Source organism: Clostridium sp. Marseille-QA1073, assembly GCF_054863625.1.
Window position 1 is genome coordinate 107,808 of sequence record NZ_JBSVQM010000010.1, and the last position, 23,976, is coordinate 131,783.

Sequence of the window (23,976 nt, forward strand, 5' to 3'; positions counted from 1 at the left end):
TACTTCTACTTAAAATATAATGAAAGTAATTATAAAGTCTTATGTAAATAAATTTTAAAGATATTATATAATCTCTTTTCTTTCATTCACATATATTTTATCCATAAAAAATCCTAATAACCCTATGAATATAATAGTCCTAAAATTAATATATGTGAAAATAATTGAGTGCTTTTTAGTATTTTAATTAAAACTATTAAATTCTCAATGAGTGGTTCGTACTTTATAATTAATATTATATTTTTAACTAAATCTTATAAAAATTAGTCTGCATATATAATTTTATCACCAATTATCAATCAGTTAAAATATTTTTTTATTTTTCTTGCAATAATTTAATTTTTTAAATTTTGTTCATATATCTCTATATACTCTATATGTAAAAATTTCATCATAAAAATAAAAAGCTATGATAAGTTTATGAATTTACATAAATTTATCATAGCTTTAAAATATAGTTTTTAAATATTTAAATAATATTTATATTACTATTTTTATTTTAAGAATACATCTTTTATTATTGCAAATATATCTTTAGCAATTTGAAGATATTCTGATATATTTTCTTTAGTATCAATAACATCTGCAGTAGTTGATGTAACTACTTCACTTACATCCTTTAAATTCTCAGTTAATGTAACCACATTATCTGATGCTTCTGGTAAAGAACTCATAAGCTTATTTATATTGTGTTCGTTTTTCCCAATAACGCTATCTATTTTGCCTATAAATTTAATAGCTTTATTTAAAAATATTATAAGAAAAACTAGAGCAACAGCACCTAATAAGCTGAGTATTATAAAAAATAAATTTTCAACTGAAATATACATTGATATCACCTAGCTTAAATTATCCTTCTATTTTTTCTTCAGCTACTTCTTCTACTTCCTCACTGCAATCACAAGATTCTATTACTTCTTCACAACAAGGTTTTTTACAAGCTTTCTTTTCAGATATATATTTAGATATTTTGTCTTTAGCTTCAAGTGCATTTTCTTTTACTTCAACAGTTTTAACTTTTAAATTCTCATTAACTTCTTTAGCTTTTACTTTTATGTTTTCTCTTGTCTCTTTTCCTGATTTAGGTGCTAGCATTAATCCCCCAACTACACCAGCAACTGTTCCAACTGCAAGTTTTTTAGCAGTATTTAATCTTTCTTTTCTTATTCTCTCTTTCTTTTTTTGTTCTAATTTAGCTTTTAAGCTCATTATATATCCCTCCTAATGATTTTCATTGCAACCCTTATTTAATAGTGTTTTATCAAATTTTTAACCTTATTTTATGATAAAAATTTGTTTAAAACAATGAAGTATTTTGTTTATATAAGTATTTTTATATCATAAAAGATAATATTTTGTATTGTAAAAAAAAGACCTAATTAATATTTACTAAAGAGTTCTGACGGACAATTGCCATAAAACTCCTTAAATTCTTTAATAAAATGTGGTTGATCATAATATCCATTTTCTAAAGCCAATTCACAAAGAGGCACTTCTTTTAAAGATGCAATATCCTTTAAAGTATTTTGAAATCTTACTATCCTGCAAAATAATTTTGGGCTTATCCCTATCCAATTATTATATTTACGAAATAAGGATTTGCTACTAATATTTAGATTATTTGCAATCTCATTAACAGATACTTGTCCTTTAGCATCATAAATATAATTTAAAGAATTTTGAACTATTGGATCCAATTTAAGATTTATTTTATTTATAAGTAAACTTTTTATATAATCCTCAATTAATTCTATCTTGTCATAAATAAATATTTTTTTAGATAATTCGTCATTGATCTTCAATAGGATATCTCCCCAAAAATATTTTAGTGGTATTGTTTTATCTAGAAATTCACTTGCTGGACAATTAAAAATTAGTCCACTAGTACCAGGATAAAGCCTTATCCCAAAAAGTTCTCTATGATTTTTTATTGTAAAGCAAGATGGTTTCTTATTTAATCCTATTAATAAACTATTATCATCAAAAGGCTTATTGTAGTTACTAAATACTAAATTAATACATCCATCTGGTAATACTCTTATACAATAATCTCCATCTATGTCTTTATTAGTTTTTAAGTACCAATAACAACATATATAAGGTGTAAGTTCTTCAGAGGGTTTGTATTCTTTATATATAAAATCATTGAAGCCATCAACATTTAATAACGGCATCTGAATAGATTTATAATTGTACATATTTCCTCCTTCCAATTACATAGATTAGCATAAATTACTTAATAATTATTATACTACATTTTTACAGGTAATTATTACAAAATAAAAACTTTTTAAATAATTTAAGACAAAAATCCCTAAATAAAATTATAAAAATATCAATTAAAATATGCTAAGTAAATCATTTCTATGTATTCTTAAATTCTTCATTTTCCACTTTTATAATTTTAACAATGGACTTTTATTATATAGCATTCACTAGTTATCTTTATGAACCATATATTAGATAAATATAATATAAGCAATTATCAAACAAATAATCATTTAAGGCGTACTATAATACTTTCTATATTTTGGTTGAAATTTGTAATTTTTCATTGTACTATTTAAATATACAGATATATCAAGTAAAAATTTAAATTATTTTACATAATAATTGATATATGGATAAACTATCTAAAGATTTAATATACAGTTTAGCAGTTTATGTTATTGAATACTTATCTCTGCAACTTTAATCAATGAAAAATTGAAACTAAGCGACTTATATACATATTGATTATAAAGCGGAATTTATGAAGGAAATTAGTTTTAATTAAGCTAATTTCCTTAATTAATTTTGATTAAATATATAAATTTTAAATATCTTATCTATGTTTTGCTCTAATTTAATTAAAATTTCTACAATATAGTTATGTAAAGTAATTATTTTATTTTGTTTTCTTTACAGGATAGCTCTCTTTGGTATATCTATATAATTATTATTGGAGGTGTAAAATGAATAAGTTAAAGGTAATATTTTTATCACTATGTATAATACTTTCAAGCTTTAATATGGAAGTATTTGCAGCAAATGATACTAAAGAAATGAGGGCAGTATGGGTATCAACAGTTTATAATATCGATTGGCCTAGTACAAGAAATAACGAAGCTGCTCAAAAACAAGAATATATAAAATTGTTGGACAAGTTTAAAAGCATTGGCATAAACACTGTTGTTGTTCAAGTAAGGCCTAAGGGAGATGCTATATATTCCTCTTCTATAAACCCATGGTCAGAATACTTAACTGGAAGTCAAGGTAAAAACCCTGGATATGATCCACTTCCATTCTTAATAGATGAAGCACATAAAAGAGGTATGGATTTTCATGCATGGTTTAATCCATACAGAGTAACAACTAATTCTACTGATCTTAATTCATTAGCATCTACTCATCCTGCAAGATTACATCCTAATTGGGTGGTAAAATATAAAAGTGGAGCTTATGATGCATTGATGTATAATCCAGGACTCCCTGAAGTTAGAAAACATATTGTAGATACAGTATTAGAGGTAGTAAAAAAATATGATGTAGATGGAATACATTTTGATGATTACTTCTACAAAGATGGAATGAATGATGATGATGCTTATAATAAATATAGCAATGGAAAAAGCAAAAGTGATTGGAGAAGAGAAAACGTAAATCTTTTACTGAATGATGTAAAATCTGCTATAAAAAGTATAAAACCTAAAGTTACATTTGGTGTAAGCCCAAGTGGAATTTGGAGAAATAAAACTAGCGATCCAACTGGTTCAGATACAAAAGGAAATGAAAGTTATTCAAGTAGTTATGCTGATTCAAGAGCTTGGATACAAAGAGGTCTTGTTGACTATATTGTCCCTCAAATATATTGGACAATCGGATTTGATATAGCAGATTATTCAAAACTAGTTTCATGGTGGTCAAATGAAGTAAAAGACACCAATGTAGATTTATATATAGGACAAGGTATATATAGACAAGGTGGAAGCGATAGCCTTAATGTAGCTAAAGAAATAAAACAACAAATAACTTTAAACAGAAAATATAAAGAAATTAAAGGTAGTATGTATTTTTCAGCTAGAGATATTATAAATAATCAACAACTTCAAAATGACATAAAGTCACTTTATACAGATTCAGTACCTAATCCAGAACCTGTGCCTAAACCAGAGCCTGTACAAAAAATACAAATAGTTAATATAGATTCCCTAAATGTAAGAAGTGGTCCTGGAACAAATTATTCTATAATTGGTTCTTTAAATAAAGGTGCTAAAGTAGAAGTATTATCTGAAAGCAATGGTTGGTCAAAAATTAATTATAATAATGGTGCTGGATATGTATCCACTACATATTTGAGTAATATTACAACATCTTCAATACCTATTAAATCACTTCAAGGTAATAATAGATTCGATACTGCTGTATCAATCAGCAAAGAAGGATGGACAACTGGAGCAGAAACTGTAATTATAACAAGTGCAAATTCAATAATTGATGGAGTTACATCTACTCCGTTAGCTTCAGTTAAAAATGCACCTATTTTATTAGCTAATAAAAATAATATACCTAGTTCAACTGAAAATGAACTAAAAAGATTGAATCCTAATAATATTATAATTGTTGGTGGAAATGGTGTCGTAGACAATACAGTATATAACTATATTCAATCAATTTTGCCAAATTGTAAAATAAATAGAATTGGAGGAGTAAATAGATATGAAACTTCTCTTAATGTGGCCAATGAAATATCAAAATATGTATCTATAGATAAAGTATATATTGCAGGTGGCAATGGAGAAGCTGATGCATTATCTATTGCTTCAAAAGCTGGTTCAGATAAACAACCAATTATATTAACAGAAAAAAATGTTTTACCAAGTAATATTTATAATTGGTTAAAAGATAAAAATGTAAAAGACTCTTATTTTATAGGTGGAAATGGTGTTATATCTGATGCTGTAATAAATAAAGTAAATTCTATAACTACAAACAATGTTTTAAATAATAGAATTAATGGTGCTAATAGAGAAGAAACTAATGCGAAAGTACTGCAAAAATTCTACCCAAATTCAAATTATGATTCTCTATTTGTAACAAAAAGCAATCCACTAATAGATGCTTTAACTGCTGGTCCTTTAGCATCAAAAAATAACTCACCTATAATTATACTTGGTAATAATTTAGCCAAAGAACAAGAAAACACAATTAAAAATAAAAAATTTGGTAAAATGTACAAAGTTGGCGGAGATATAAAACAAGATAGTTTTAATGCTTTGTTAAATACATTAAATTAAAGTAATAAAACTATAAGTAAAACCTATTATTTATAAATTTATTTCAAATATGAAGGATATAAAAATGAATTTATCCTATTAAAAGCTAGCATTTTTATGCTTAATATATAAGGGGCAAAACGTATGTTTTGCCCCTTATATATTAAAGTTTTATTAAAATCTGCAGTTCCTGTTGTACTAATCTAGAATTTTGTTATATTTTCTTTCTAGTCCTTACAAGGCCCTGCTATCAAGGCTTATGGAAACTTATCAATTTATATTATTTATTCTACTACTATCTATTTTAATCTATTTTTATTCTCGTTGTGTTATAACACAACTTAAAAAATCAGTATCTATCTTAATTTAAAAAGAAAGGAGCAGTAAAGTTTCCTCTATTGCTCCTTTCTTTAAATGAGTTATATAAGATACTAGAGATATCTTTTTATTAAGCACTTATTGTTATATATTAATAAATACTTATAATTAAATAAAAATAAGTAACAAATAATCTCATTCCTATTAAAGGCATGTTGTAGTGTTGACTTTTAAGTATACTTTTTACTATGTCTCCATTATAACCTATATATTTATTTTTTGTAAAATAGTATCATCTAATTATTTATTTCTAATGCTCTAATAACTTATTCTATGTATTCTGCTTTATGAAAATACTACTTGTAGGTATTCCTATATTTTTTCAAGTCTTTTTGTATCTCTATTGTTATAAGGCCCTCCTGTGTCAGATTCTTTGCTTAAAAATTCCTTCCTCAATTAATATAAGTTACATTCCAATAACCACTCCTTATATTCACATCTTTTAAATTTATGTAGATATATCAGCTATATTTACATAAATAATTGCTTTGATAAAGTAAGATATTAAAAATAAAACAAATTTAATCATTAACATTTCCTACATTTTCCTTGTTTATTATTATAAAATTTAGAAAAAAATTTATGCTGTTTTATACAATAATGTATCTTTTTATGTAAAACTAGAACTAAACAAATATTTGTGTAAGTTTTTGTTTTTTGACATTAATTACCAATTATTATATCATTAATGCATACTATACTTCATATTAAAGAGGGGGATACAAAAATGATTTTATCAAAAAAAGGAACTGCAAAATTTTTACTTGCTACAATTGTAGGAGCTTCTACTCTAACAGGACTAGGAGGGACTGCTTCAGCAAGTGAAATTAACAAACCTACACTAAATACAGAATATAAAACTTCTATTCAACCATTAAGTTTTAATTCAACAGTTAAAGCATATGCCAATTTAACTCCTGTTAAAATAATATATTTAGCTGACGATCATGGTTTAGTTGCAGGTTGGGATGATGCATCTAGGAGAGTTTTTATTGCCGTAAAAGGTGACGAAAGTACCAAAAAATACTTTACTGACACTGAGTTGATTAGAGCTGGTGCTAAAAAAGTAAATGATCATTGGGAGATGACTGACGATCAATTTGTACTAATGGTAAAAGAGAAGGGCTTTCTTAAATAAATTTATCTTAGTAAATCAAACACAAAAAGCTAGGCTTTATAAGCCTAACTTTTTGTGGATTGTATATATGAAAATTAAACTTCATTACATTTCACATTTTTTTGCACACTATATTAAGCCTATCTCAATTAATACTCTAATAATTTTCTCCAAGTAAGAATATCTACTAAAATACTGCTATTTGATATACCTACAGTAGCCTTAAATCTACCTATAGCATCTTTATTAGCTTGCCCAATAACTCCAGTATCGCTTCCACTACTCAAATGTCCTTTAGATATTAGAATCCTTTGCATTATAGTAACTACTCCCCTAGTTTCTGTACCATTTAATTCAAGTAACTTTCTTACAAGTTTTTCTTTTGCAATTCTATCTTTATTAAGTCCTACAACCCCTTGTAGTAGTTTAATTTCTTCTATCATAACTGATGCTACAGTATTATTTTTACATGCTGCAATCTTAACTATTCCTGGTATCATCTCATCATCCTCTATATTTGACTTATCAATTAATTTTTAACATGACTTAAGTAAAAGTTTGAATGTTGATAATGATAATATTACTTTAAAAAGGTTTCTTCACTATTATCTATATGAGTATAAAAAATGAACTAGCTATATCTACATTTAAGCTTTATAAATAAATATATGTTCCTTCACTTGGTTCTATGAATTATGTTAATAAAGTTCAAAGATGCTTAAATCAGCTATATACTATTCTATTAATCACTCCTACATTGTACATAATTCGATAAAAAGTATATCTGTACCTAAAAATAAAGAAAAAAATTAGTAAGAGCATTTACACTTGAAGAACAGAAAAAAACAATGAAGTCCTTTGATAATCATAAACATGGCTTATTATTTAAACTAACACTAGGTACTGGTCTTAGTTTAGAAGAAGTTTTAGCCTTAAGATGGTCTGATATTAAAAACAATACTCTAAACATTAATAAATGCTTAAGAGGTCATATGAGGATGGCAGTAGTTAAATCTGGATAAGTGACGAGGTTAAAACCAAATATCTAACAAAAAAGTTCCTATACCTCTTAATACTACGAGAGAATTAAATTCTTTAAAAAAGAAAATTATTTTTGACCCAAATAATTATATATTTACAAATTCATCAAATTGTCATTTAAAAAATGATACTATAAGAAAATCCTTCACCGGATTACTTAAGGAGCTTAAAATTGAAAATGCAACTTTTCATACTTTAAGACACACCTTTGCAACAAGATTATTTGAAAATGATGTTCCTTTAAAAACTATTTCAATACTATTATGACATGTAGATATAAATATAACTGATAATATTTATACCCATGTTCTGAAGGATAAAAAGATTAAGGCTGTAGATAAAACTAATAATTTATTTGCATAAAAAAGAGCCTTCTAGAGAAAGCTCCTTTTCAAAAACTCAACTGTTGTGTTACAGCTGTGTTATTTTATTAAATTTTTTCTCCCAAAACCCTTGGTATATAAAGGTTTCTATTAAAACTCTGCAGTTCCTGTAGTTCTTGGGAAAGGTATAACGTCTCTGATGTTGCTTACACCAGTTATATACATTATCATTCTTTCAAATCCTAATCCAAAACCTGCATGTTTTGTGCCACCGTATTTTCTTAGCTCTAAATACCACCAGTAATCTTCTTTATTAAGACCTAGTTCTTCCATTCTCTTTTCAAGGATATCTAATCTTTCTTCTCTTTGGCTTCCTCCTACAATTTCACCTATACCAGGAACTAATAAGTCCATTGCTGCAACAGTTTTGTTGTCATCATTTATTCTCATATAGAAGGATTTAATTTCCTTTGGATAGTCAGTAACAAATACTGGTTTTTTAAATATTTCTTCTGTAATATATCTTTCATGTTCTGTTTGAAGGTCAGTACCCCATTCAACTTCATATTGGAATTCTTTATCTGCTTTCTTTAATAATTCTATAGCTTCAGTATAAGTTATAGCCGCAAAGTCAGAATTTACTACATTCTCCAGTCTCGCTTTTAATCCTTTATCTATAAAACTGTTGAAGAATTCCATTTCCTCTGGAGCATTTTCCATTACAAAGTTTATTATATATTTTATCATATCTTCTGCAAGTTCCATATCATCTTTAAGATCTGCAAAAGCTATTTCTGGTTCTACCATCCAGAACTCAGCAGCATGTCTAGCAGTATTTGAATTTTCTGCTCTAAAAGTTGGTCCAAAAGTGTAAACATTTCTAAATGCTAAGGCATAAGCTTCTGCTTCTAATTGACCACTAACTGTTAAATTAGTTTGTTTTCCAAAGAAGTCTTCTCCAAAGTTTATTGTTCCATCTTCACTTTTAGGAACGTTATTTAAGTCTAAGGTTGTAACATTAAACATTTCTCCTGCACCTTCAGCGTCACTTCCTGTGATTATTGGTGTGTGAGTATAAACAAATCCTCTTTCTTGGAAAAACTTATGAATAGCATAAGCAGTTAATGAACGTACTCTAAATACTGCTGAGAAAGCATTGCTTCTTGGTCTTAAATGAGCAATAGTTCTTAAAAATTCAAAACTATGTCTTTTCTTTTGTAGTGGATATTCTGAGGATGATTCCCCTTCTACAACAATTTTAGCAGCCTTTAATTCAAAAGGTTGTTTAGCTTCTGGAGTTAACACAAGTCTTCCCTCTATAGTAAGCGAAGAACTTATGCTAAGTTTTGATACTTCTGCAAAATTTTCTAAATCTTCCTCAAATACTACTTGGATATTTTTAAAGAAACTTCCGTCATTTATTTCTATAAAACCAAAATTTTTAGAAGCTCTTAAAGTTCTAATCCAACCACTTATAGAGATCATTTGATCACTATATTTTTCTTTTTCTCTGTAAATTTGTTTTACTAATACTTTTTCCATACAGTTTTCCTCCTTTAAAAATTCATATAAAAAAACCCTTCATCCCTCATAGGGACGAAAGGTTAACTATTCCGCGGTACCACCCAAATTGTCATAAAATGACCTCTTTACAGTACAGATTATCATCGATACTGTTTAATTTATAACGGTTTAATTCCGTCTAAGCCTACTTTCATAACAATTTCGGTTAGAAGCTCTGAGATGTTCTTCAACATAAGTTTCATATTGACCTCTCACCATCGTCAACTCGCTTAAATTACCTCTTATATCTACTCTTCTCTTCATTGCTTTTAATTTACATTATTTATATTATATACAAAAACTATTTTTAAATACTAGTAATTATTATATAGTTTAAATATATAGTTGTCAAATATTTTGTAAAATATAATTGTAAATATATTTTGTATTTTTTATAAAACATTATTCTTATTAATTTAAAATAAATTTTACCATAAAAAAATTGATATAACCATAATATTTTTGTAGATTTTTTAATTTATCTAATCAATAATTAATTTTATAAAATATAATGGACTTTGCTCATCTACTTCAATATTAAGTAACTTATACTTTATAGTATATACAATTCTTCATAATAATTTACTAATAAAATAACAAAGAATAAATTTAATTTTGTAAAATCTCATATATAAAAAGCTAAGACTACAGAATAAATCTTCTGTAGTCTTAATTTTTATTTACTGATTTTTAATATATCTCTTAAACTTTTGTCCTTTAATAGTAATTTAAATGTAGGTACCCCTATTATAGTTACTACCACAAACTCACCTACACCAACTTGAAGTGCAGATAAAAATAATGGTAAATTAAAGGCATAATAAAGCATAGCGCCTATCATTACCGCGTTTACTATTGTAGGATATAATGATGCTATAATCATGTTTTTACTTTTACTCATAGCAAAAGTTGCTATAAAGGTTGCTGCAGTTCCTACAATTACATCTATAACACCAGCAGGGCTGAAAAGATTAGCAATACCGCATCCTAAAGTAAGTGCAGGTACGTATAGTGGATCTATAAATGCTAACAAAGTCATTATCTCTGATAATCTAAATTGTACTGCCCCAAAGGATATCGGTGCTAAAGCATATGTAATAACTGCATATATTGCTGCCACCAATGAAACCTTTAATAGTTTTTTAGTATCCATACCTTTTTCCTCCTAAAAAATATTAAATAATTTCAAAGCCTTTTTAACATTAAACTTAACTGCGGCGCAATACTAATAAAGCTATTTATTAATAACTTTTCATATCCCTATTTACTTTAGAAATAATATTCCCAACTTTTCACTTTACAATTCACAAATTTCAATATAATATTATAAATCTTATTATATAAGTAAAACTTTTTAATTTGATTTTATCAAATTAAAAATTATATTTTTACTTTTCAATATAAATTAAAATTAATAGCTAATTTAAAGTTGTAAATTGTTTAAGTTATATAGAATTTTAATGTAATATGCTTTCTAAAAAATAAAATAACGCTGTCATTAAGACAGCGTTTCTACTCTTTTGAGATAACTCTAATAATCCTAATAAAATATTAGGATTAAAAAGATTGCTGCCGTAGTTTTGTTTAAAGACAGGAGGCTTCCGAACTGTCTGATTGATTTTAACAAACATTATTATATATTATAAAACTTTATAAATCAAGAATAAAGATATGTTTTTTATGGGTTAATATTTTGTCTATTCAATATCTGACAATTATAACTTATTTAGATTTCTTGGCGAACATTGTTCACCCCTACATAAAACACACTTTATTCTACTTTAAATAATAATTAATCTATATCCTTTAATGTTATTAATACCTTTAATTTATCATGTATTGCTTCTATTTTCGCTTCATTTTTTACCCAAATCCTTTTAGAAGCTATGTTATAATCTTTTATAGTAGCTGATATATATTTTATTTCTTTTTCCCTTGCTAAATTTAATACCTGAGAAAATGCACAGCTTGTATATCCATTTCCCCAATATTTACTACTAATCCAATAACCTATTTGTGCCTTTTGTTTCTTAATATCCTGTGACTTAGTGATATTATTCCTATTGCAATATTATTTAAAACAATAGCAAATATTTCAGCATTTTTATTTTGACACCATTGTTTATTGCAATCTATAAATTCTGATTTAGATATTTTATTTCCATTTGAATTGAAAGCACTTTTTAACCTACAATCATTGTTTAAAATATCTACAAGTTGCATTGCATAATCATCATTAATATTCTTAATAAATATATTGTTATATATTTTCATATAACCCTTTCCCTTTAAATTTCATTATTTTTAATACATAAATGCAAACAAAAAATATTGCTTAGACTTAATTATAGTATCTTTATTTATTTTTTAATTTTTCTATAGAATATTTGTTATTAATAATATTAAATTATTTTACATTTATCTTTATTTGATTTATTTTTACTTATATGGTAAAATGTCGTGAAAAAAGGTGGATTAATTATTGTGTATAATAAAATATTAAGCTTTAAAATTGCTTGCATATGCGATACTGAGATAACTATTACGGAATCTAACTTTGATAATATTGTTGATAATGGATTAACTTGTCCAGTATGTGAATATTCTCTAACTTTTGACGCTCAAGAAGCAATTTCTAAACTCCAAGCATTTAATGAAGCGTCAAAAGAACTTGATGAACTTTTCGAAAGATATCCTCAAGTAACTATTTAATTATCATTACAGTAGTCTTCTAAATTCTAGTATTTATATTACTTTAATATTCTATTGTAATATTATATAAACCAATAAAAACTCCTTTAAGCTATGCCTAAAGGAGTTTTTATTGGTCATATTAAACTACCACTACATTTTTCACATTATTTTTTGTTGCTATATTTTTTAGCTTTTCCATGTACTCATTAGATGGAGTATAGGATTTAATTAAATCTTCTCTAACACCTAGTGCTCTATATTTTATAAGTTTATAGATTATATTAGGATTTAGCTCTGCTATAAGCTTACTTCCCATTTCTACAGTACGTTCATTATTTAAAACTTCTGGTACTACTACTGTTCTTATTTCATAAATTTTATCCATTTCAGCTAATTTATTTATGTTTTCTATAACAGTTTCATTTTTCATGCCAGTAAGATATTTATTTTCATCACTATCAAAGGCTTTTAAATCTATCATAGTTTTATCAGTAACTTCTAGAAGTTCTAAGTTATTATATATAGGAAGCGAAGCATTAGTATCTAAAAATGTAGTTAATCCTAATTTTTTAACCTCTCTAAAAAGCTCAATTAAAAAATCACTTTGCAATGTACATTCTCCACCAGATACAGTTATTCCAGATATAAAATATTTAGTTTTATTTAATACCTTTAATATATCCTCAACAGTCATAACGCTAACTTTAGGACTACTATTATGTTCACAAACTGCAATACAACTATCACAGTTTACACATTTATCTCTATTATAATTGACTTTTCCATCTACTATAGAAAGAGCACCATGTTCACAATAGCTTACGCATTTCCCGCAATTTATACAGCGATTTATTGTTTCAGGATTATGACAATAGAGGCAGTTATAGTTACAGCCTTGAAGAAATATGGCTGTTCTATTTCCTTCTCCATCTACTGTACTAAAAGGTATTATTTTATTTACTATAGCAATTTTACTCATTATGTCTTAATTTTCTCTCTAGTACTTTTTGATTCTTAGCTGCTCCATATCCTAGTACAACTGTATCATTTAATACTTGCTGATTTCTTTCTAGTTTTTCTATATCTGATTTCTTAACTAAATAACCTGTAATTCTTATAACATCACAGTCTTCACAGTAAACAGATATATATCTAATATTTAATTTAAAAGCTCCCTTTATAACATCAATTATAGCTTTTGGATTTCTCTTAGACATTTCATCAAATTTAAATATATCACCTATTCCTGATGGGAAGAATTTATGGAATGGAGCGCTTTGTATTAAATGCTCATAAATTTCTGGCTCTTCACCTATAGGAATTCTACATCCTGGTGCTACACCTTCATCACTATCTAATCCTACTTGTGCATGTAAAAGATATTTTCCATCACTTGCTGTGCAGTGTTTATTAATGTGATTATCAACTATCTCTTGCATCTTTTCTATTATTTTCATTCCTAAATTATTTGCATAATCAGAATATCCAAATCTATCTTCTTGTTTATTTGAATTTATAAAGTAGTTAACAGCATTTGCAAGTCCTACCATACCAAACATAGCAGTAAAGTTATCTTTTGATAATAATCCTTCTCTTACTAAGAAGCTTGATTCAAAGAAACCACTTTCTTCTACTATAAATCTTACTCTTTCATCCATAAGATCTATCATAAGCTTCATTGCATGAGGTAATGCATTATTTATAAAATCTTCTGCATCTTTAGCTTTAGGTGCTAATTTAGCAAGGTTTAATCTAACTAAAGTGTAGCTTCCTCCACCTATTTTTAATCCATTATAACAACTTGCTATACCATAATTTCCAAGGTCTTTTGTGAACATTTCATGATTTGCAAAACTGGGTTTTGCACAAGATAATGCTGTTTGTACAGCCTCTGTCATAAGTTCTTCAGAAGTCTCATCACTAACCTTTAAAGTTATATTTGGTGTTGAATTTTGAAGTTCTCTTTCTGCTTTTAATATTAATCTTGCTGCTTTTGTATCTACAGGACCAATATTAGCATGACAGAAAGAATCTGTTATAGTTCTATCAATATGCATTAAAAATAATTTTATTGCATTATACGCTTCTTCTTCATCTTTTATATAAGGTTCTAAAAGAGTGTCAATATTTCCTACATATACAGGGAAAGTTGTTACAGATGGTACATTTTTATATAAGATTAATAAGTTATGAGTTGCTTCCCAAATATTTGTAGCTGGTTTTATTCTTAAAAATTCACTTCCATTTTCCATGAATTTTTCATAATTAGGAACAATATATCTTGGTCTATAAGGAGCATTTCCTTCAGCTAAATCACAAATTATTCCCTCATCCATATACTTTTTAATGTCATCGCTTATATCTAAAATGTTTACACTATTCTCAGCTAATTTAGCTAGAGATATAACTTTCATTCCATAAGTCAGTGTATTATCTTCAATAATTGAAAGTACTTGCTTCTCCATATAATCACTCCATACACTTATTTATTTTTATTATATCTTTATAATTTTAGTATAATTATATTTCTGTGAAATTTCAATAGTAATTCTCCATTAATATTGTTTATTAATTAACTAAAACATAGAATTTCACTTATTTTAATAATATTATACTACAAAATTCGATATTTTTAAACAAATCCTTATTATATTAGCATATGATTATTTTTTATATAATAATAAATAAATATTAGTGAAGCTCACGTGACTAAAGTCACGCACTTCTAAGATTACTCTTAGATTTTCCCACATCATCCACCTCGTAGCCTACTATGTCTATGGGCATTAGTTCGGATACTTCCTACCCTACTTTATTTATACAATTTAATTAAATCCTAACTCTAATAATCCTTGATTTAATATGTTTATTGCTGCATTTTCATCTCTTTGATGAACCGTTCCACAATTATCACATACCCATTCTCTTATAGATAATTTTTTAACTTCTTTATTCTTATATCCACAATCTGAGCATAATTGAGAACTTGAAAACCAAGGACTAACTTTGTGATATACTCTTCCTTTCCATTCTGATTTATACTGTAGCTGTCTTATAAATTCACCCCAAGACACATCATTTATTGATTTCGCTAAATTACGGTTTTTAACCATATTTTTAATATTTAAATCTTCTGAAATAATTACATCATATTCATTGGTTATCTGACATGATAATTTATTTAAAAAATCTTTTCTTATATTAGTTATTTTCTCATGTAATCTAGCAATTTTAATTCTTTGTTTAATAAAGTTTTGACTTCCTTTTTCTTTATGAGCTATTTGTCTTTGTAATTTAGCTAACTTTTTCTCATATTTATATAAAGTTTTTGGATTATCTATATGATTTAAATTACTATCAATTAAAAATTCTTTTATACCTAAATCAAAAGAGATTCGTTTATTAGTTTTTTCTAATTGTTTATTTTCTACATCTGCTAATATGCTTACAAAATATTTACCACTAGGTACTTGGTTTATGGTCGCTGATTTAATTCTACCTTTAAGTTCTCTATGAACTTTTGCTTTAATCCATTTTAATTTAGGTAACTTTATTTTGTTATTCTCAGAATCAACTTCTATATTATTATTTGTAAAGTTAGTAGTATAAGAATAATTATGATTCTTCTTACTTTTGAATTTTGGAAAACCTATATGTTCTTTAAAGAATTTTTGATAAGCCATATCCAAGTTATAAATAGAATTAGTTAATGCGAATTTATCAACTTCTTTAAGCCAAATGTATTCTTTCTTTAATTCTCTATTACAATAATTATTGCACTCTGTTTTGGATAAAGATTTACCTTCATTTTTATATAAATCCATCTTCATTGCTAACATTCGGTTATAGACAAATCTTACACATCCAAAAGTTTTAACTAATTGCATTTCTTGCTCTTTAGTTGGATAAATTCTATATTTATAAGCTTTTAACATTGATAAACTCACTTCCTTTCTACTTTTGTTTTTGACTATTAATAAATGAATATAGTCTGAATCTCCATTAATTTCTAATATCTTAAAATTATTATTATAAGCTATTTTATTTAATAATTCTTCCTTTATATTTTTTGTTAATACTTTATGCCTATATTTTACGCACCATACTATGTGATATTCTAGCATATTAATTATATTATTATTTTTATAGGATTATCGAGTATTTTTATTTGACATATGTCACCACTAACTCATGGTTGAAGTCACGAGAGTGCGTGGCTATGATTCAAAAATGGTCTTGACCTTTAATTTTTTAACCCAAAATAAAATAACTAGTACGTAGACTAGTTGCTTTTACCATTCTAAATTAAAGTTACATACTTAGTAAATTAACTAAAATTTTATTTATATTATATCTCCATAGTATTAGTTAAATTCATTAATTATTGTTCCTAATCTTGCTGCACCTTAGAAGAACCCTTATACAATTGAAAATTGACGATTGACAATGGAGAATTATTGATACTTCTTTTTTATAAGAGAAGCTCTAAATTTATTTCTTTTCAAAGTGACAAAGTCACTCTTATTGAAAAATCTATTTAAAGAAATTAATTTATAAGACTAATTTCAACCATAATTGTCAATTCTCCATTGTTTTAAGTTATTTTTTAATGTAGCATACCTATTTACATTTTGAAAAAAGCAACTCTCTTCCGCTTTTCCCCACTTCTTCAATTAATTTCATCTTCTTTAAACTATAAGTCATTTTTCTTATCTTATTAATTGGTATATTTGAATTTAATGATAATTCCTTATTAGTAAACTTTGAAGGTAAATCCTTAGGTAAGAAACTATAATAATCTTCTTCACTTTTAAATCTATATTTATCTATTATGTCTACTAATAGTTTATCTCCTATGCTAACTCCTCTTCTTCTAAAACTTCCTTTGCCATCTTTAACCCTTATTTCTTTTTCTTTAGTAAGTAAAATTTCTATTTCTAAATTTTTTTCTAAAGCTAAATGTGGGATAGATACTAGTTCATCAAAAAAGTCTATAACTCTTCCCTTTTTAGGAGATTTTCTTTTACTTATAACTTCTCCATCTTCACTTAATAATATAATAGTCTTTTCTGCAGCAATAGGATGAACTAAAACCACTTTATTATTTACAAGCAAATCCTTCAGCTTATTTTGTATATTATAAAAATTTTTACTTTGAATTTCATACAGTATATTGTCTTTTACTACATCTACTATATACCCCTCAACCATAACCTCCATTCTCCCATATTCACCGCAATAAATATTCTTTAAGCTTCTATGAAGAGATTTTTCCTTTTGAAGGCCTATACCATTAATCTCTATATTTTTATGGTTTATTTCATAACTTTTAATTTCTACATTCATACTTGTCCTCCAGAAGTACTTTTCTATAAAAATACTCTATTTCTAAATAGAAATAGAGCAAAATCACGTTTTTCAATTTAATTATAGCAAATATAAAAATATATAAATAGAAATTCTTTTAAATCATTTTTTATAATAATGAAAATGGATCTATAAAACAAAAAAGCTACAGCTATACTTTACTGTAACTCCTATTTTTCATTTTTACTATACAACATTGTCAGTAAGGCTATAGAAGCTATTATATTTATTATAGGTATCATAAAATATACAGATACTAAAGAAGTAATAATAGTTTCTAGCTTGCTATCCTTATTATAGTCATCCTTATCATCACTACTCATCATTATTCTAAGGATTTTATCATAAAATTTTTCATTATAGTTAATTGCATAAAATATAAGCATAAGTGTTAATATACTAAACATTACTGTTACTAAATAAAAATTGAAAATTAACATTACTTCTCTCCCCCATGTCTGTGTATAAATCATACCATAAATAATTTCATAGAACAAAGGGCAAATATATAAATAGAATATAATTCCTAATTTCCCAACTTGGAATTTGCAATTAAGAATAATTTTTTAAAAATTTACTAAAACTAATCTTTTATTAAGAATTCCCAATTAATCTTTACATTAATACTAGTAATCAACTCTAAATACTATTCTAATAGTATTTTATTTATAATAAAAACTTTATTCTAACAAAAATGCTTTTCTTCATAAAATATAGTTAAATTATTAAAATTATAGAGGAGTAAATTTTATGAACAAAAAAATTCTTGTCTTTATATTAATATTAACGATTGTAATTAATATTCCTAAGAATATATTTGCTTTATCCACTGAAAATTCTAATAAATCTCCTTATGTTATCATAATAGATTTAACTACAAATAAGATGCAGATATTTAAAAATGATGTATTTGTAGAAGAATTCAGCTGTTCAGGTGGAAAACCTTCTACTCCATCCCCTATAGGTACATGGAAAATAGTTAATAAAGGAATTTGGGGTGGAGGTTTTGGTGCTAGATGGATGGGGTTAAATATTCCTTGGGGAAAATATGGTATACATGGAAATAAAGATGAAAGTTCTATTGGTTGGAACTCTTCTCATGGCTGTATAAGAATGCATAATAAAGATGTAGCTAAAATCTATGGATATATTCCTATTGGTACTACAGTTATAATTCACAATGGTCCAACTAGAGAGCTTAAAGAATTACGTCCTGGTATGATTGGATCTGATGTATATAAAATGCAAAAGATTTTAAAAGAAAAAGGATACTTTAAAGGATATCTTAGTGGAAAATACGGAGAGGATTTTAAATATGCTGTACATAACTTTCAAAAAGATAACGGACTTAAGGTAAATGACTTTATAACTCCTGAATTTTATAATGCTCTAGGAATTTATCCTTTTGAGTAAAATATATACATTATATCATGTTATAAAGGTAACATATTATGCTATTTTAAAATAGAATAAACTATGAAGGATAAATACAAAAGTTTTATTTATTGTAAATATTATCAAGATAGATTTATACAATATTTTAATAGTTTTCTTAAAGTTATATACAAGTTCTAAAAAATTATTAGACTTGTATATCTCTTTGAAAAAAACTATTTATTTAAATCTAATAATTTAAAAGTTATCATACCCTTTATATTTTAAAATAAATAATTTATAAGTTAAATTTTAATATTATTTAGCTTAACGTAAACAATTTACATTTAGGTGGAGATAAAATATGAAAATAGCAGTGATTTCAGATACCCATGTACGCAAACATATGGATAAAATAGAAAAGTTAATAACAAAATCCTTAAAAGATGTTGATTTAGTTATTCATGCTGGAGATTATACTAGCAATAAAGTTATACCCTATATTGAAAAGCATCATAGATTTATTGGTGTCTATGGAAATAACGATAAAGAAGAAACTAGGTCTAAGGTAAAAGAAAAACAGATTATAACTTTAGATAAGTATAAAATTGGAGTGTATCATGGACATGGTTCTAAGAAAAGCACCATTGATAATGTATATGAAATATTTAAAAATGATAGTTTAGATGTAATTATTTTTGGACATAGTCACAAACCTTTTGTTACAACTAAAAATAAGACACTAATAATAAATCCTGGGTCACCTACCAGCAAAAGAAAAGAAAAATACTATTCTTATATAATTTTAGACCTTCTACCTGAAGGCATAAATGTAAATATTAAGTTTTATTCTTAGTATTGTAAACTTGTATATTTTTTATTGTTGACTATTCATTTTAAATCTCATAAGATATTATTGTAAACGAATTTTATTTTTATATTTACAATAATTTCTTAGGGGGACTTTCATGAAAATTAGAACTAAAGATTTTATACTTGTATCATTATTTGCTGCTTTAACTGCAGTAGGTGCTTTTATTTCTATTCCTTTAGGTGCTGTGCCTATAACCCTGCAACTATTATTTACTCTTTTATCTGGTATTTTACTAGGAGGTAATTTAGGTGCATTATCTCAAATAGTTTATATAACTTTAGGACTCGTAGGTCTTCCTATCTTTGCAGGCGGGAAAAGTGGTGTAGGTATGATATTTTCTCCTACCTTCGGATTTTTAATAGGTTATATTATATGTGCATTTGTTGTAGGTACATTATGTAAAAAATTAATAACAAAAAAGAAAATTTCACTTTTTAATATATTGATGACTTGTACATTAGGAGTAATACTAGTTTATTTATTTGGAGTACCATATATGTACATTATATTAACTAGAATTAACAAAGTATCTATGACTTTTATAGGTGCACTAAAAGCTGGCTGTTTAATATTTTTACCCGGTGACTGTTTAAAAATTTTATTCTCCTCATTGTTAGCGGTTAAAATGATACCAGCTATAAAGAGATAAAGAAAACTATAAAAGTTAAAATTTAAGGATAAAAATTACAGATATTTCTTAATTTCATAAATTATTTATAATTTATATAATTAAGAACTACTAAATTCATACCTTAAAACAATTCACAATTCACAATTGAAGTTTTTTATAAGAAATAACTAGACATTTTGAAAAAGCGATTCTAAATTCCTCATCTTCTGTTGAAAAATGTTTACAATTGTGAGTTGTGAATTAAAATATCTAAGGATATAATTTTTAGATATACATTGATTTTTTAGATAATTTAGCTAATTATTTTTTAAATATGGATAATTATTAATTAAACATATCCATAAAGTCCTCTTACAGATACCTCTCCTGATATTATTTTACCTTTGCTTTTATCTTCATATTCTACTAACAATTCTCCATCTTCATCTAAATCTAAAGCTTTTACAGTAACTGTTTTACTTCCATTGATTACCCTTACTTCTTTACCTAATAATAAAGAATTTTTTCTACATATATCTACTGTAGATTCTATATTCCCATGCTTTTTGAATTCATCATATAAAATTTCAAAATTATTTAATATCTTACCAAATAGTTCTTTTCTATTTACTTGCTCATTTCTCTCTATTTTTAGAGATGTAGCCATATTTTTTAATTCATCAGAAAAATCTTCTTCGTCTACATTTACATTTAATCCTATACCCATAACAATATAATTGAGTTTATCCATCTCTCCACTCATTTCCGTTAGAATTCCACAAAGTTTTTTATTGTTTAATACTATATCGTTAGGCCATTTAATTTTAGAATCTATTTCAATTTCTTCTAAAGCTTTATGAACCGCTGCTGCACCTATTAATGTAACTCTTGAGGCCATCATAGGACTTATATTAGGTTTTAGTATAATACTCATCCATATTCCTGAGCTTTTAGGTGATATCCAACTTCTTCCCAGTCTTCCCCTACCACTGGTCTGCTCTTCACTTACAATAACTGTACCTTCTTCTATATCTTCTATAGCTAAAGACTTTGCTACTTTATTAGTTGAGTCAATAGTATTATAATGAAGAATATTTCTTCCTATATATTTAGTTTGTAGATATTCTTCTACTTCTTCATATCTTAATATGTCTGGTGAACTAACAAGCTTATATCCTTTTTTAGATATAGAAGTAATTTCATATCCCTCTTCCTTTAAAGAATTCATATATTTCCAAATAGCTGCCCTTGTAATTCCGAAATCTTTACTTAAATTTTCTCCAGAGATAAATTGATTTTTATTCTCTTTCAATATTTTTAAAATCTTATTTTTCACCTATACTGACTTCCCTTCTAAAAACTCTAACTATGTTCTAACTTGTACTTTTTACTTAACTCTAAAAACATTTTAACATTATTTTCTTCTTTTTCAATGAGTTCCTTACTATTATTACCTCTACCTAATCTGTCACTTATACCTAAAAGTCCAAGTTCATCTATTGATGCCTCTTTCACCATATTTTCCAAATCACTAAAAGGCAAGTTTTTAACTACAAATAATATATGCATATGATATCTTACTAATATTTTTACTTTTTTTATGAAATCTTTATCTTCACTAAAACAGTTCAAAAATTCCTCACACATTTTAGCACCTACCTTATCATGATCGTAGGATGTGATTCTTCCTTTTCTTATTTTAGTAGTAGGAGCTTTTCCTATATCATGAAGTAGTGCAGCCCACATAAATACCCTTTTATCTTCACTTTTATTTCTTCTTTTTGCAGCTTCATCTATAACAAGCATAGTATGATTCCACACTGTTCCTTCAGGATGATGTTCTTTAGATTGTTCTGTATGTATCAAATCACTTAACATATTAAAAGGATACTCTTTAGGAAATAAATTATTATTAACTAAATCATTAAAGTAACTAGATGGTTTTTCATCTTCTAATAGATGCTTTTCAAAATTTATAAAAAAATCTCTATTCATAATTATTCTCTCCTTATTTAAAATAGTCTTCTATTAGTATTTCCCTCTATTTTTTTATTTTATTATTTTAAGTGTATTAAATAAGATAACTAATTAAAATCCTTTTGATATTTTTAATATTTTATTAAAGCTATTTAATTTAACTATAATTATGGATTTTCCATTGTAAATTGGACATAACTGATGATATAGTGTAACACATTTTGTCATGTATTAATATAATAGTAATGTAAGTGCATACCTATAAAAATTCTCCTTATAATTAAAAGCTATGATGACTTCCATCTAAGTCACTCATAGCTTCCTTTTATTATTCATAAAATATTATTGTATTGTTTTCAAAACCTTTTATTCTTGCTAATGATTCTACCTGTATTCCAAGATTTTCTACCTTTTTTCTTCCTTCTTGAAATGATTTCTCAATAGCAATACCAACACCAGCTACTTCTCCCTTTCCTTGTTTTACTATATTAACAAGTCCTAAAACTGCTTGTCCATTAGCTAAAAAATCATCTATTATTAAAATTTTATCTCCTTCGTTTATAAATTTCTTAGTAACTCTTACCTTATATGATTTTTTCTTTGTGAAAGAATAAACTTCACTTTCATATGTATCCATATCCATATTCACAGCTTCATGTTTTTTTGCAAAAACTACAGGACAATTATTAAAATATTGTGCTACTATGCAGGCTATTCCTATTCCTGATGCCTCTACAGTTAGTATTTTATTTATTTCTTTATTTTTAAATCTTTTTTGAAATTCTTTTCCCATTTCATTAAATAATTCTATATCGATTTGATGGTTTAAAAAATTGTCAACCTTTATTACATCTTTTCCAATAAGATTTCCTGCAGATAAAATTTTATCTTTTAATAATTTCATATATCATTCTCCTTTAACAAAAAATAACCCCTTATTTTCATAGGGGTTATTTTTATAATCTCTAAATTTAAAAATTATAAAACAAATTGAAATTATAAATATTATATCTATAATTTCAATTTTATTAAAACCCATAGTCTGGTAATTTAAGGTTACCAAGTAGAAACATTTAATCCCTATCATTAAACTTATATGAGCTACTAATATTTTTACTTAGTCTATAAATATTATAGTTAATATATCACAGTTATTTCTAAAGTCAATAGTTATTTTAAAATTTATAAAGTTTTTCAAATACTATAACTATAGTTTTATTTTATTTTTTAATATTAAAAAATAAATTCTGCACTTAAGTATTTTAAATCTTTGAAATATAAAATAACTAATAATAAATAAATAGACCCCACTAATAGTTGTACTATCAATGAAGTCTAACAGGAAAGTATAAAAAAATAATCTTACATCCTTACTAATTATTTCTTAATTCTTTATATAAGGT

Annotated in this window: 24 protein-coding genes, 1 pseudogene, 1 riboswitch and 1 other annotated feature; of the genes and pseudogenes, 8 read left to right on the forward strand and 17 right to left on the reverse strand. The window is 25.9% G+C overall.

The features are described 5' to 3' along the window. Positions 1-494: 494 nt before the first annotated feature. The 3 genes from ACY1IQ_RS11115 to ACY1IQ_RS11125 all read right to left on the reverse strand — a co-directional run bounded on the left by ACY1IQ_RS11115 (position 495) and on the right by ACY1IQ_RS11125 (position 2,198). Positions 495-830, reverse strand: coding sequence for a hypothetical protein (locus ACY1IQ_RS11115; protein WP_461613982.1), 336 nt, complete (start codon positions 828-830; stop codon positions 495-497). A 19-nt stretch (positions 831-849) separates the two neighbouring features. Further along, on the reverse strand, positions 850-1,209 hold the full coding sequence (locus ACY1IQ_RS11120; protein WP_461613983.1) for a YtxH domain-containing protein: 360 nt from the start codon (positions 1,207-1,209) through the stop codon (positions 850-852). Between the two features lie 170 nt (positions 1,210-1,379). Next, a complete protein-coding gene (locus ACY1IQ_RS11125) occupies positions 1,380-2,198 on the reverse strand; it encodes a DUF6597 domain-containing transcriptional factor (RefSeq protein WP_461613984.1) in 819 nt (272 codons plus the stop codon). A gap of 756 nt (positions 2,199-2,954) precedes the next feature. Here ACY1IQ_RS11125 and ACY1IQ_RS11130 point away from each other — a divergent pair. Together ACY1IQ_RS11130 and ACY1IQ_RS11135 are read left to right on the forward strand one after the other, a co-directional pair. Then, positions 2,955-5,276 carry a family 10 glycosylhydrolase gene (locus ACY1IQ_RS11130; protein WP_461613985.1) on the forward strand — a complete coding sequence of 774 codons (2,322 nt, stop codon included), beginning with the start codon at positions 2,955-2,957 and terminating at the stop codon, positions 5,274-5,276. Positions 5,277-6,360: 1,084 nt separating this feature from the next. Beyond that, positions 6,361-6,771, forward strand: coding sequence for a hypothetical protein (locus tag ACY1IQ_RS11135; RefSeq protein WP_461613986.1), 411 nt, complete (start codon positions 6,361-6,363; stop codon positions 6,769-6,771). A gap of 128 nt (positions 6,772-6,899) precedes the next feature. On the opposite strand, the gene ACY1IQ_RS11140 is transcribed toward ACY1IQ_RS11135, so the two are convergent. Beyond that, positions 6,900-7,250 carry a hypothetical protein gene (locus tag ACY1IQ_RS11140; protein ID WP_461613987.1) on the reverse strand — a complete coding sequence of 117 codons (351 nt, stop codon included), beginning with the start codon at positions 7,248-7,250 and terminating at the stop codon, positions 6,900-6,902. 348 nt (positions 7,251-7,598) lie between these two features. Here ACY1IQ_RS11140 and ACY1IQ_RS11145 point away from each other — a divergent pair, with 348 nt between their 5' ends. Together ACY1IQ_RS11145 and ACY1IQ_RS11150 are read left to right on the forward strand one after the other, a co-directional pair. Then, positions 7,599-7,772 (forward strand): hypothetical protein, encoded by a 174-nt coding sequence (locus tag ACY1IQ_RS11145; RefSeq protein ID WP_461613988.1) that lies wholly within the window; start codon positions 7,599-7,601, stop codon positions 7,770-7,772. Positions 7,773-7,791: 19 nt separating this feature from the next. After that, positions 7,792-8,058 (forward strand): tyrosine-type recombinase/integrase, encoded by a 267-nt coding sequence (locus ACY1IQ_RS11150; RefSeq protein ID WP_461614014.1) that lies wholly within the window; start codon positions 7,792-7,794, stop codon positions 8,056-8,058. A gap of 206 nt (positions 8,059-8,264) precedes the next feature. Here the strand turns inward: ACY1IQ_RS11150 and asnS are convergent, their stop codons facing one another. The 4 genes from asnS to ACY1IQ_RS11170 form a co-directional block, all read right to left on the reverse strand. Then, complete coding sequence (gene asnS, locus ACY1IQ_RS11155) at positions 8,265-9,656, reverse strand: asparagine--tRNA ligase (protein WP_461613989.1); 1,392 nt, start codon at positions 9,654-9,656, stop codon at positions 8,265-8,267. Positions 9,657-9,703: 47 nt separating this feature from the next. Further along, positions 9,704-9,950 (reverse strand) — a binding site (T-box leader). Positions 9,951-10,353: 403 nt separating this feature from the next. Continuing rightward, on the reverse strand, positions 10,354-10,830 hold the full coding sequence (locus ACY1IQ_RS11160) for a QueT transporter family protein (RefSeq protein ID WP_461613990.1): 477 nt from the start codon (positions 10,828-10,830) through the stop codon (positions 10,354-10,356). Positions 10,831-11,469: 639 nt separating this feature from the next. Continuing rightward, complete coding sequence (locus ACY1IQ_RS11165) at positions 11,470-11,730, reverse strand: GNAT family N-acetyltransferase (RefSeq protein ID WP_461614015.1); 261 nt, start codon at positions 11,728-11,730, stop codon at positions 11,470-11,472. Further along, the gene (locus tag ACY1IQ_RS11170) at positions 11,688-11,951 is read right to left on the reverse strand and encodes a hypothetical protein (protein WP_461613991.1); all 264 of its coding nucleotides are present in this window, start codon (positions 11,949-11,951) and stop codon (positions 11,688-11,690) included. The genes ACY1IQ_RS11165 and ACY1IQ_RS11170 overlap by 43 nt, the downstream gene beginning before the upstream one ends. A gap of 210 nt (positions 11,952-12,161) precedes the next feature. Here ACY1IQ_RS11170 and ACY1IQ_RS11175 point away from each other — a divergent pair, with 210 nt between their 5' ends. Further along, positions 12,162-12,389, forward strand: coding sequence for a hypothetical protein (locus tag ACY1IQ_RS11175; protein ID WP_461613992.1), 228 nt, complete (start codon positions 12,162-12,164; stop codon positions 12,387-12,389). A 121-nt stretch (positions 12,390-12,510) separates the two neighbouring features. Here the strand turns inward: ACY1IQ_RS11175 and ACY1IQ_RS11180 are convergent, their stop codons facing one another. The 6 genes and pseudogenes from ACY1IQ_RS11180 to ACY1IQ_RS11205 all read right to left on the reverse strand — a co-directional run bounded on the left by ACY1IQ_RS11180 (position 12,511) and on the right by ACY1IQ_RS11205 (position 18,178). Next, a complete protein-coding gene (locus ACY1IQ_RS11180) occupies positions 12,511-13,350 on the reverse strand; it encodes a YjjW family glycine radical enzyme activase (protein WP_461613993.1) in 840 nt (279 codons plus the stop codon). After that, entirely contained in the window at positions 13,343-14,836 is a 1,494-nt protein-coding gene (locus ACY1IQ_RS11185; RefSeq protein WP_461613994.1) for a YjjI family glycine radical enzyme, read from the reverse strand. The genes ACY1IQ_RS11180 and ACY1IQ_RS11185 overlap by 8 nt, the downstream gene beginning before the upstream one ends. A gap of 360 nt (positions 14,837-15,196) precedes the next feature. Beyond that, positions 15,197-16,306 (reverse strand): IS200/IS605 family element RNA-guided endonuclease TnpB, encoded by a 1,110-nt coding sequence (gene tnpB / locus ACY1IQ_RS11190; protein WP_461614016.1) that lies wholly within the window; start codon positions 16,304-16,306, stop codon positions 15,197-15,199. A gap of 36 nt (positions 16,307-16,342) precedes the next feature. Continuing rightward, positions 16,343-16,495, reverse strand: a pseudogene (locus ACY1IQ_RS11195) (IS200/IS605 family transposase); the annotation flags it as partial. 496 nt (positions 16,496-16,991) lie between these two features. Next, positions 16,992-17,717, reverse strand: coding sequence for a hypothetical protein (locus ACY1IQ_RS11200; RefSeq protein ID WP_461613995.1), 726 nt, complete (start codon positions 17,715-17,717; stop codon positions 16,992-16,994). A 191-nt stretch (positions 17,718-17,908) separates the two neighbouring features. Further along, positions 17,909-18,178, reverse strand: a complete 270-nt coding sequence (locus ACY1IQ_RS11205; protein WP_461613996.1) for a hypothetical protein — start codon at positions 18,176-18,178, stop codon at positions 17,909-17,911. 310 nt (positions 18,179-18,488) lie between these two features. On the opposite strand from ACY1IQ_RS11205, the gene ACY1IQ_RS11210 reads away from it, so the two are divergent. The 3 genes from ACY1IQ_RS11210 (at position 18,489) to ACY1IQ_RS11220 (ending at position 20,635) form a co-directional block, all read left to right on the forward strand. After that, positions 18,489-19,151 (forward strand): L,D-transpeptidase family protein, encoded by a 663-nt coding sequence (locus tag ACY1IQ_RS11210; RefSeq protein ID WP_461613997.1) that lies wholly within the window; start codon positions 18,489-18,491, stop codon positions 19,149-19,151. Positions 19,152-19,476: 325 nt separating this feature from the next. Beyond that, on the forward strand, positions 19,477-19,968 hold the full coding sequence (locus ACY1IQ_RS11215; protein WP_461613998.1) for a metallophosphoesterase family protein: 492 nt from the start codon (positions 19,477-19,479) through the stop codon (positions 19,966-19,968). 112 nt (positions 19,969-20,080) lie between these two features. Next, entirely contained in the window at positions 20,081-20,635 is a 555-nt protein-coding gene (locus ACY1IQ_RS11220; protein WP_461613999.1) for a biotin transporter BioY, read from the forward strand. A 310-nt stretch (positions 20,636-20,945) separates the two neighbouring features. On the opposite strand, the gene ACY1IQ_RS11225 is transcribed toward ACY1IQ_RS11220, so the two are convergent. The 3 genes from ACY1IQ_RS11225 to ACY1IQ_RS11235 form a co-directional block, all read right to left on the reverse strand. Next, entirely contained in the window at positions 20,946-21,932 is a 987-nt protein-coding gene (locus ACY1IQ_RS11225) for a biotin--[acetyl-CoA-carboxylase] ligase (RefSeq protein ID WP_461614000.1), read from the reverse strand. Positions 21,933-21,958: 26 nt separating this feature from the next. After that, positions 21,959-22,591 (reverse strand): HDIG domain-containing metalloprotein, encoded by a 633-nt coding sequence (locus ACY1IQ_RS11230; protein ID WP_461614001.1) that lies wholly within the window; start codon positions 22,589-22,591, stop codon positions 21,959-21,961. Between the two features lie 310 nt (positions 22,592-22,901). Further along, positions 22,902-23,477 (reverse strand): xanthine phosphoribosyltransferase, encoded by a 576-nt coding sequence (locus ACY1IQ_RS11235; RefSeq protein ID WP_461614002.1) that lies wholly within the window; start codon positions 23,475-23,477, stop codon positions 22,902-22,904. Between the two features lie 114 nt (positions 23,478-23,591). Further along, positions 23,592-23,693, reverse strand: a riboswitch (purine riboswitch). Positions 23,694-23,976 lie beyond the last annotated feature (283 nt).

Excerpts from the sequence above, each read along its gene's own strand:
- ACY1IQ_RS11115 (WP_461613982.1), bottom strand. The coding sequence starts at position 830 with ATGTATATTTCAGTTGAAAATTTATTTTTTATAATACTCAGCTTATTA.
- ACY1IQ_RS11120 (WP_461613983.1), bottom strand. The coding sequence starts at position 1,209 with ATGAGCTTAAAAGCTAAATTAGAACAAAAAAAGAAAGAGAGAATAAGA.
- ACY1IQ_RS11125 (WP_461613984.1), bottom strand. The coding sequence starts at position 2,198 with ATGTACAATTATAAATCTATTCAGATGCCGTTATTAAATGTTGATGGC.
- ACY1IQ_RS11130 (WP_461613985.1), top strand. The coding sequence starts at position 2,955 with ATGAATAAGTTAAAGGTAATATTTTTATCACTATGTATAATACTTTCA.
- ACY1IQ_RS11135 (WP_461613986.1), top strand. The coding sequence starts at position 6,361 with ATGATTTTATCAAAAAAAGGAACTGCAAAATTTTTACTTGCTACAATT.
- ACY1IQ_RS11140 (WP_461613987.1), bottom strand. The coding sequence starts at position 7,250 with ATGATACCAGGAATAGTTAAGATTGCAGCATGTAAAAATAATACTGTA.
- ACY1IQ_RS11145 (WP_461613988.1), top strand. The coding sequence starts at position 7,599 with ATGAAGTCCTTTGATAATCATAAACATGGCTTATTATTTAAACTAACA.
- asnS (WP_461613989.1), bottom strand. The coding sequence starts at position 9,656 with ATGGAAAAAGTATTAGTAAAACAAATTTACAGAGAAAAAGAAAAATAT.
- ACY1IQ_RS11160 (WP_461613990.1), bottom strand. The coding sequence starts at position 10,830 with ATGGATACTAAAAAACTATTAAAGGTTTCATTGGTGGCAGCAATATAT.
- ACY1IQ_RS11170 (WP_461613991.1), bottom strand. The coding sequence starts at position 11,951 with ATGAAAATATATAACAATATATTTATTAAGAATATTAATGATGATTAT.
- ACY1IQ_RS11180 (WP_461613993.1), bottom strand. The coding sequence starts at position 13,350 with ATGAGTAAAATTGCTATAGTAAATAAAATAATACCTTTTAGTACAGTA.
- ACY1IQ_RS11185 (WP_461613994.1), bottom strand. The coding sequence starts at position 14,836 with ATGGAGAAGCAAGTACTTTCAATTATTGAAGATAATACACTGACTTAT.
- tnpB (WP_461614016.1), bottom strand. The coding sequence starts at position 16,306 with ATGTTAAAAGCTTATAAATATAGAATTTATCCAACTAAAGAGCAAGAA.
- ACY1IQ_RS11200 (WP_461613995.1), bottom strand. The coding sequence starts at position 17,717 with ATGAATGTAGAAATTAAAAGTTATGAAATAAACCATAAAAATATAGAG.
- ACY1IQ_RS11205 (WP_461613996.1), bottom strand. The coding sequence starts at position 18,178 with ATGTTAATTTTCAATTTTTATTTAGTAACAGTAATGTTTAGTATATTA.
- ACY1IQ_RS11210 (WP_461613997.1), top strand. The coding sequence starts at position 18,489 with ATGAACAAAAAAATTCTTGTCTTTATATTAATATTAACGATTGTAATT.
- ACY1IQ_RS11215 (WP_461613998.1), top strand. The coding sequence starts at position 19,477 with ATGAAAATAGCAGTGATTTCAGATACCCATGTACGCAAACATATGGAT.
- ACY1IQ_RS11220 (WP_461613999.1), top strand. The coding sequence starts at position 20,081 with ATGAAAATTAGAACTAAAGATTTTATACTTGTATCATTATTTGCTGCT.
- ACY1IQ_RS11230 (WP_461614001.1), bottom strand. The coding sequence starts at position 22,591 with ATGAATAGAGATTTTTTTATAAATTTTGAAAAGCATCTATTAGAAGAT.
- ACY1IQ_RS11235 (WP_461614002.1), bottom strand. The coding sequence starts at position 23,477 with ATGAAATTATTAAAAGATAAAATTTTATCTGCAGGAAATCTTATTGGA.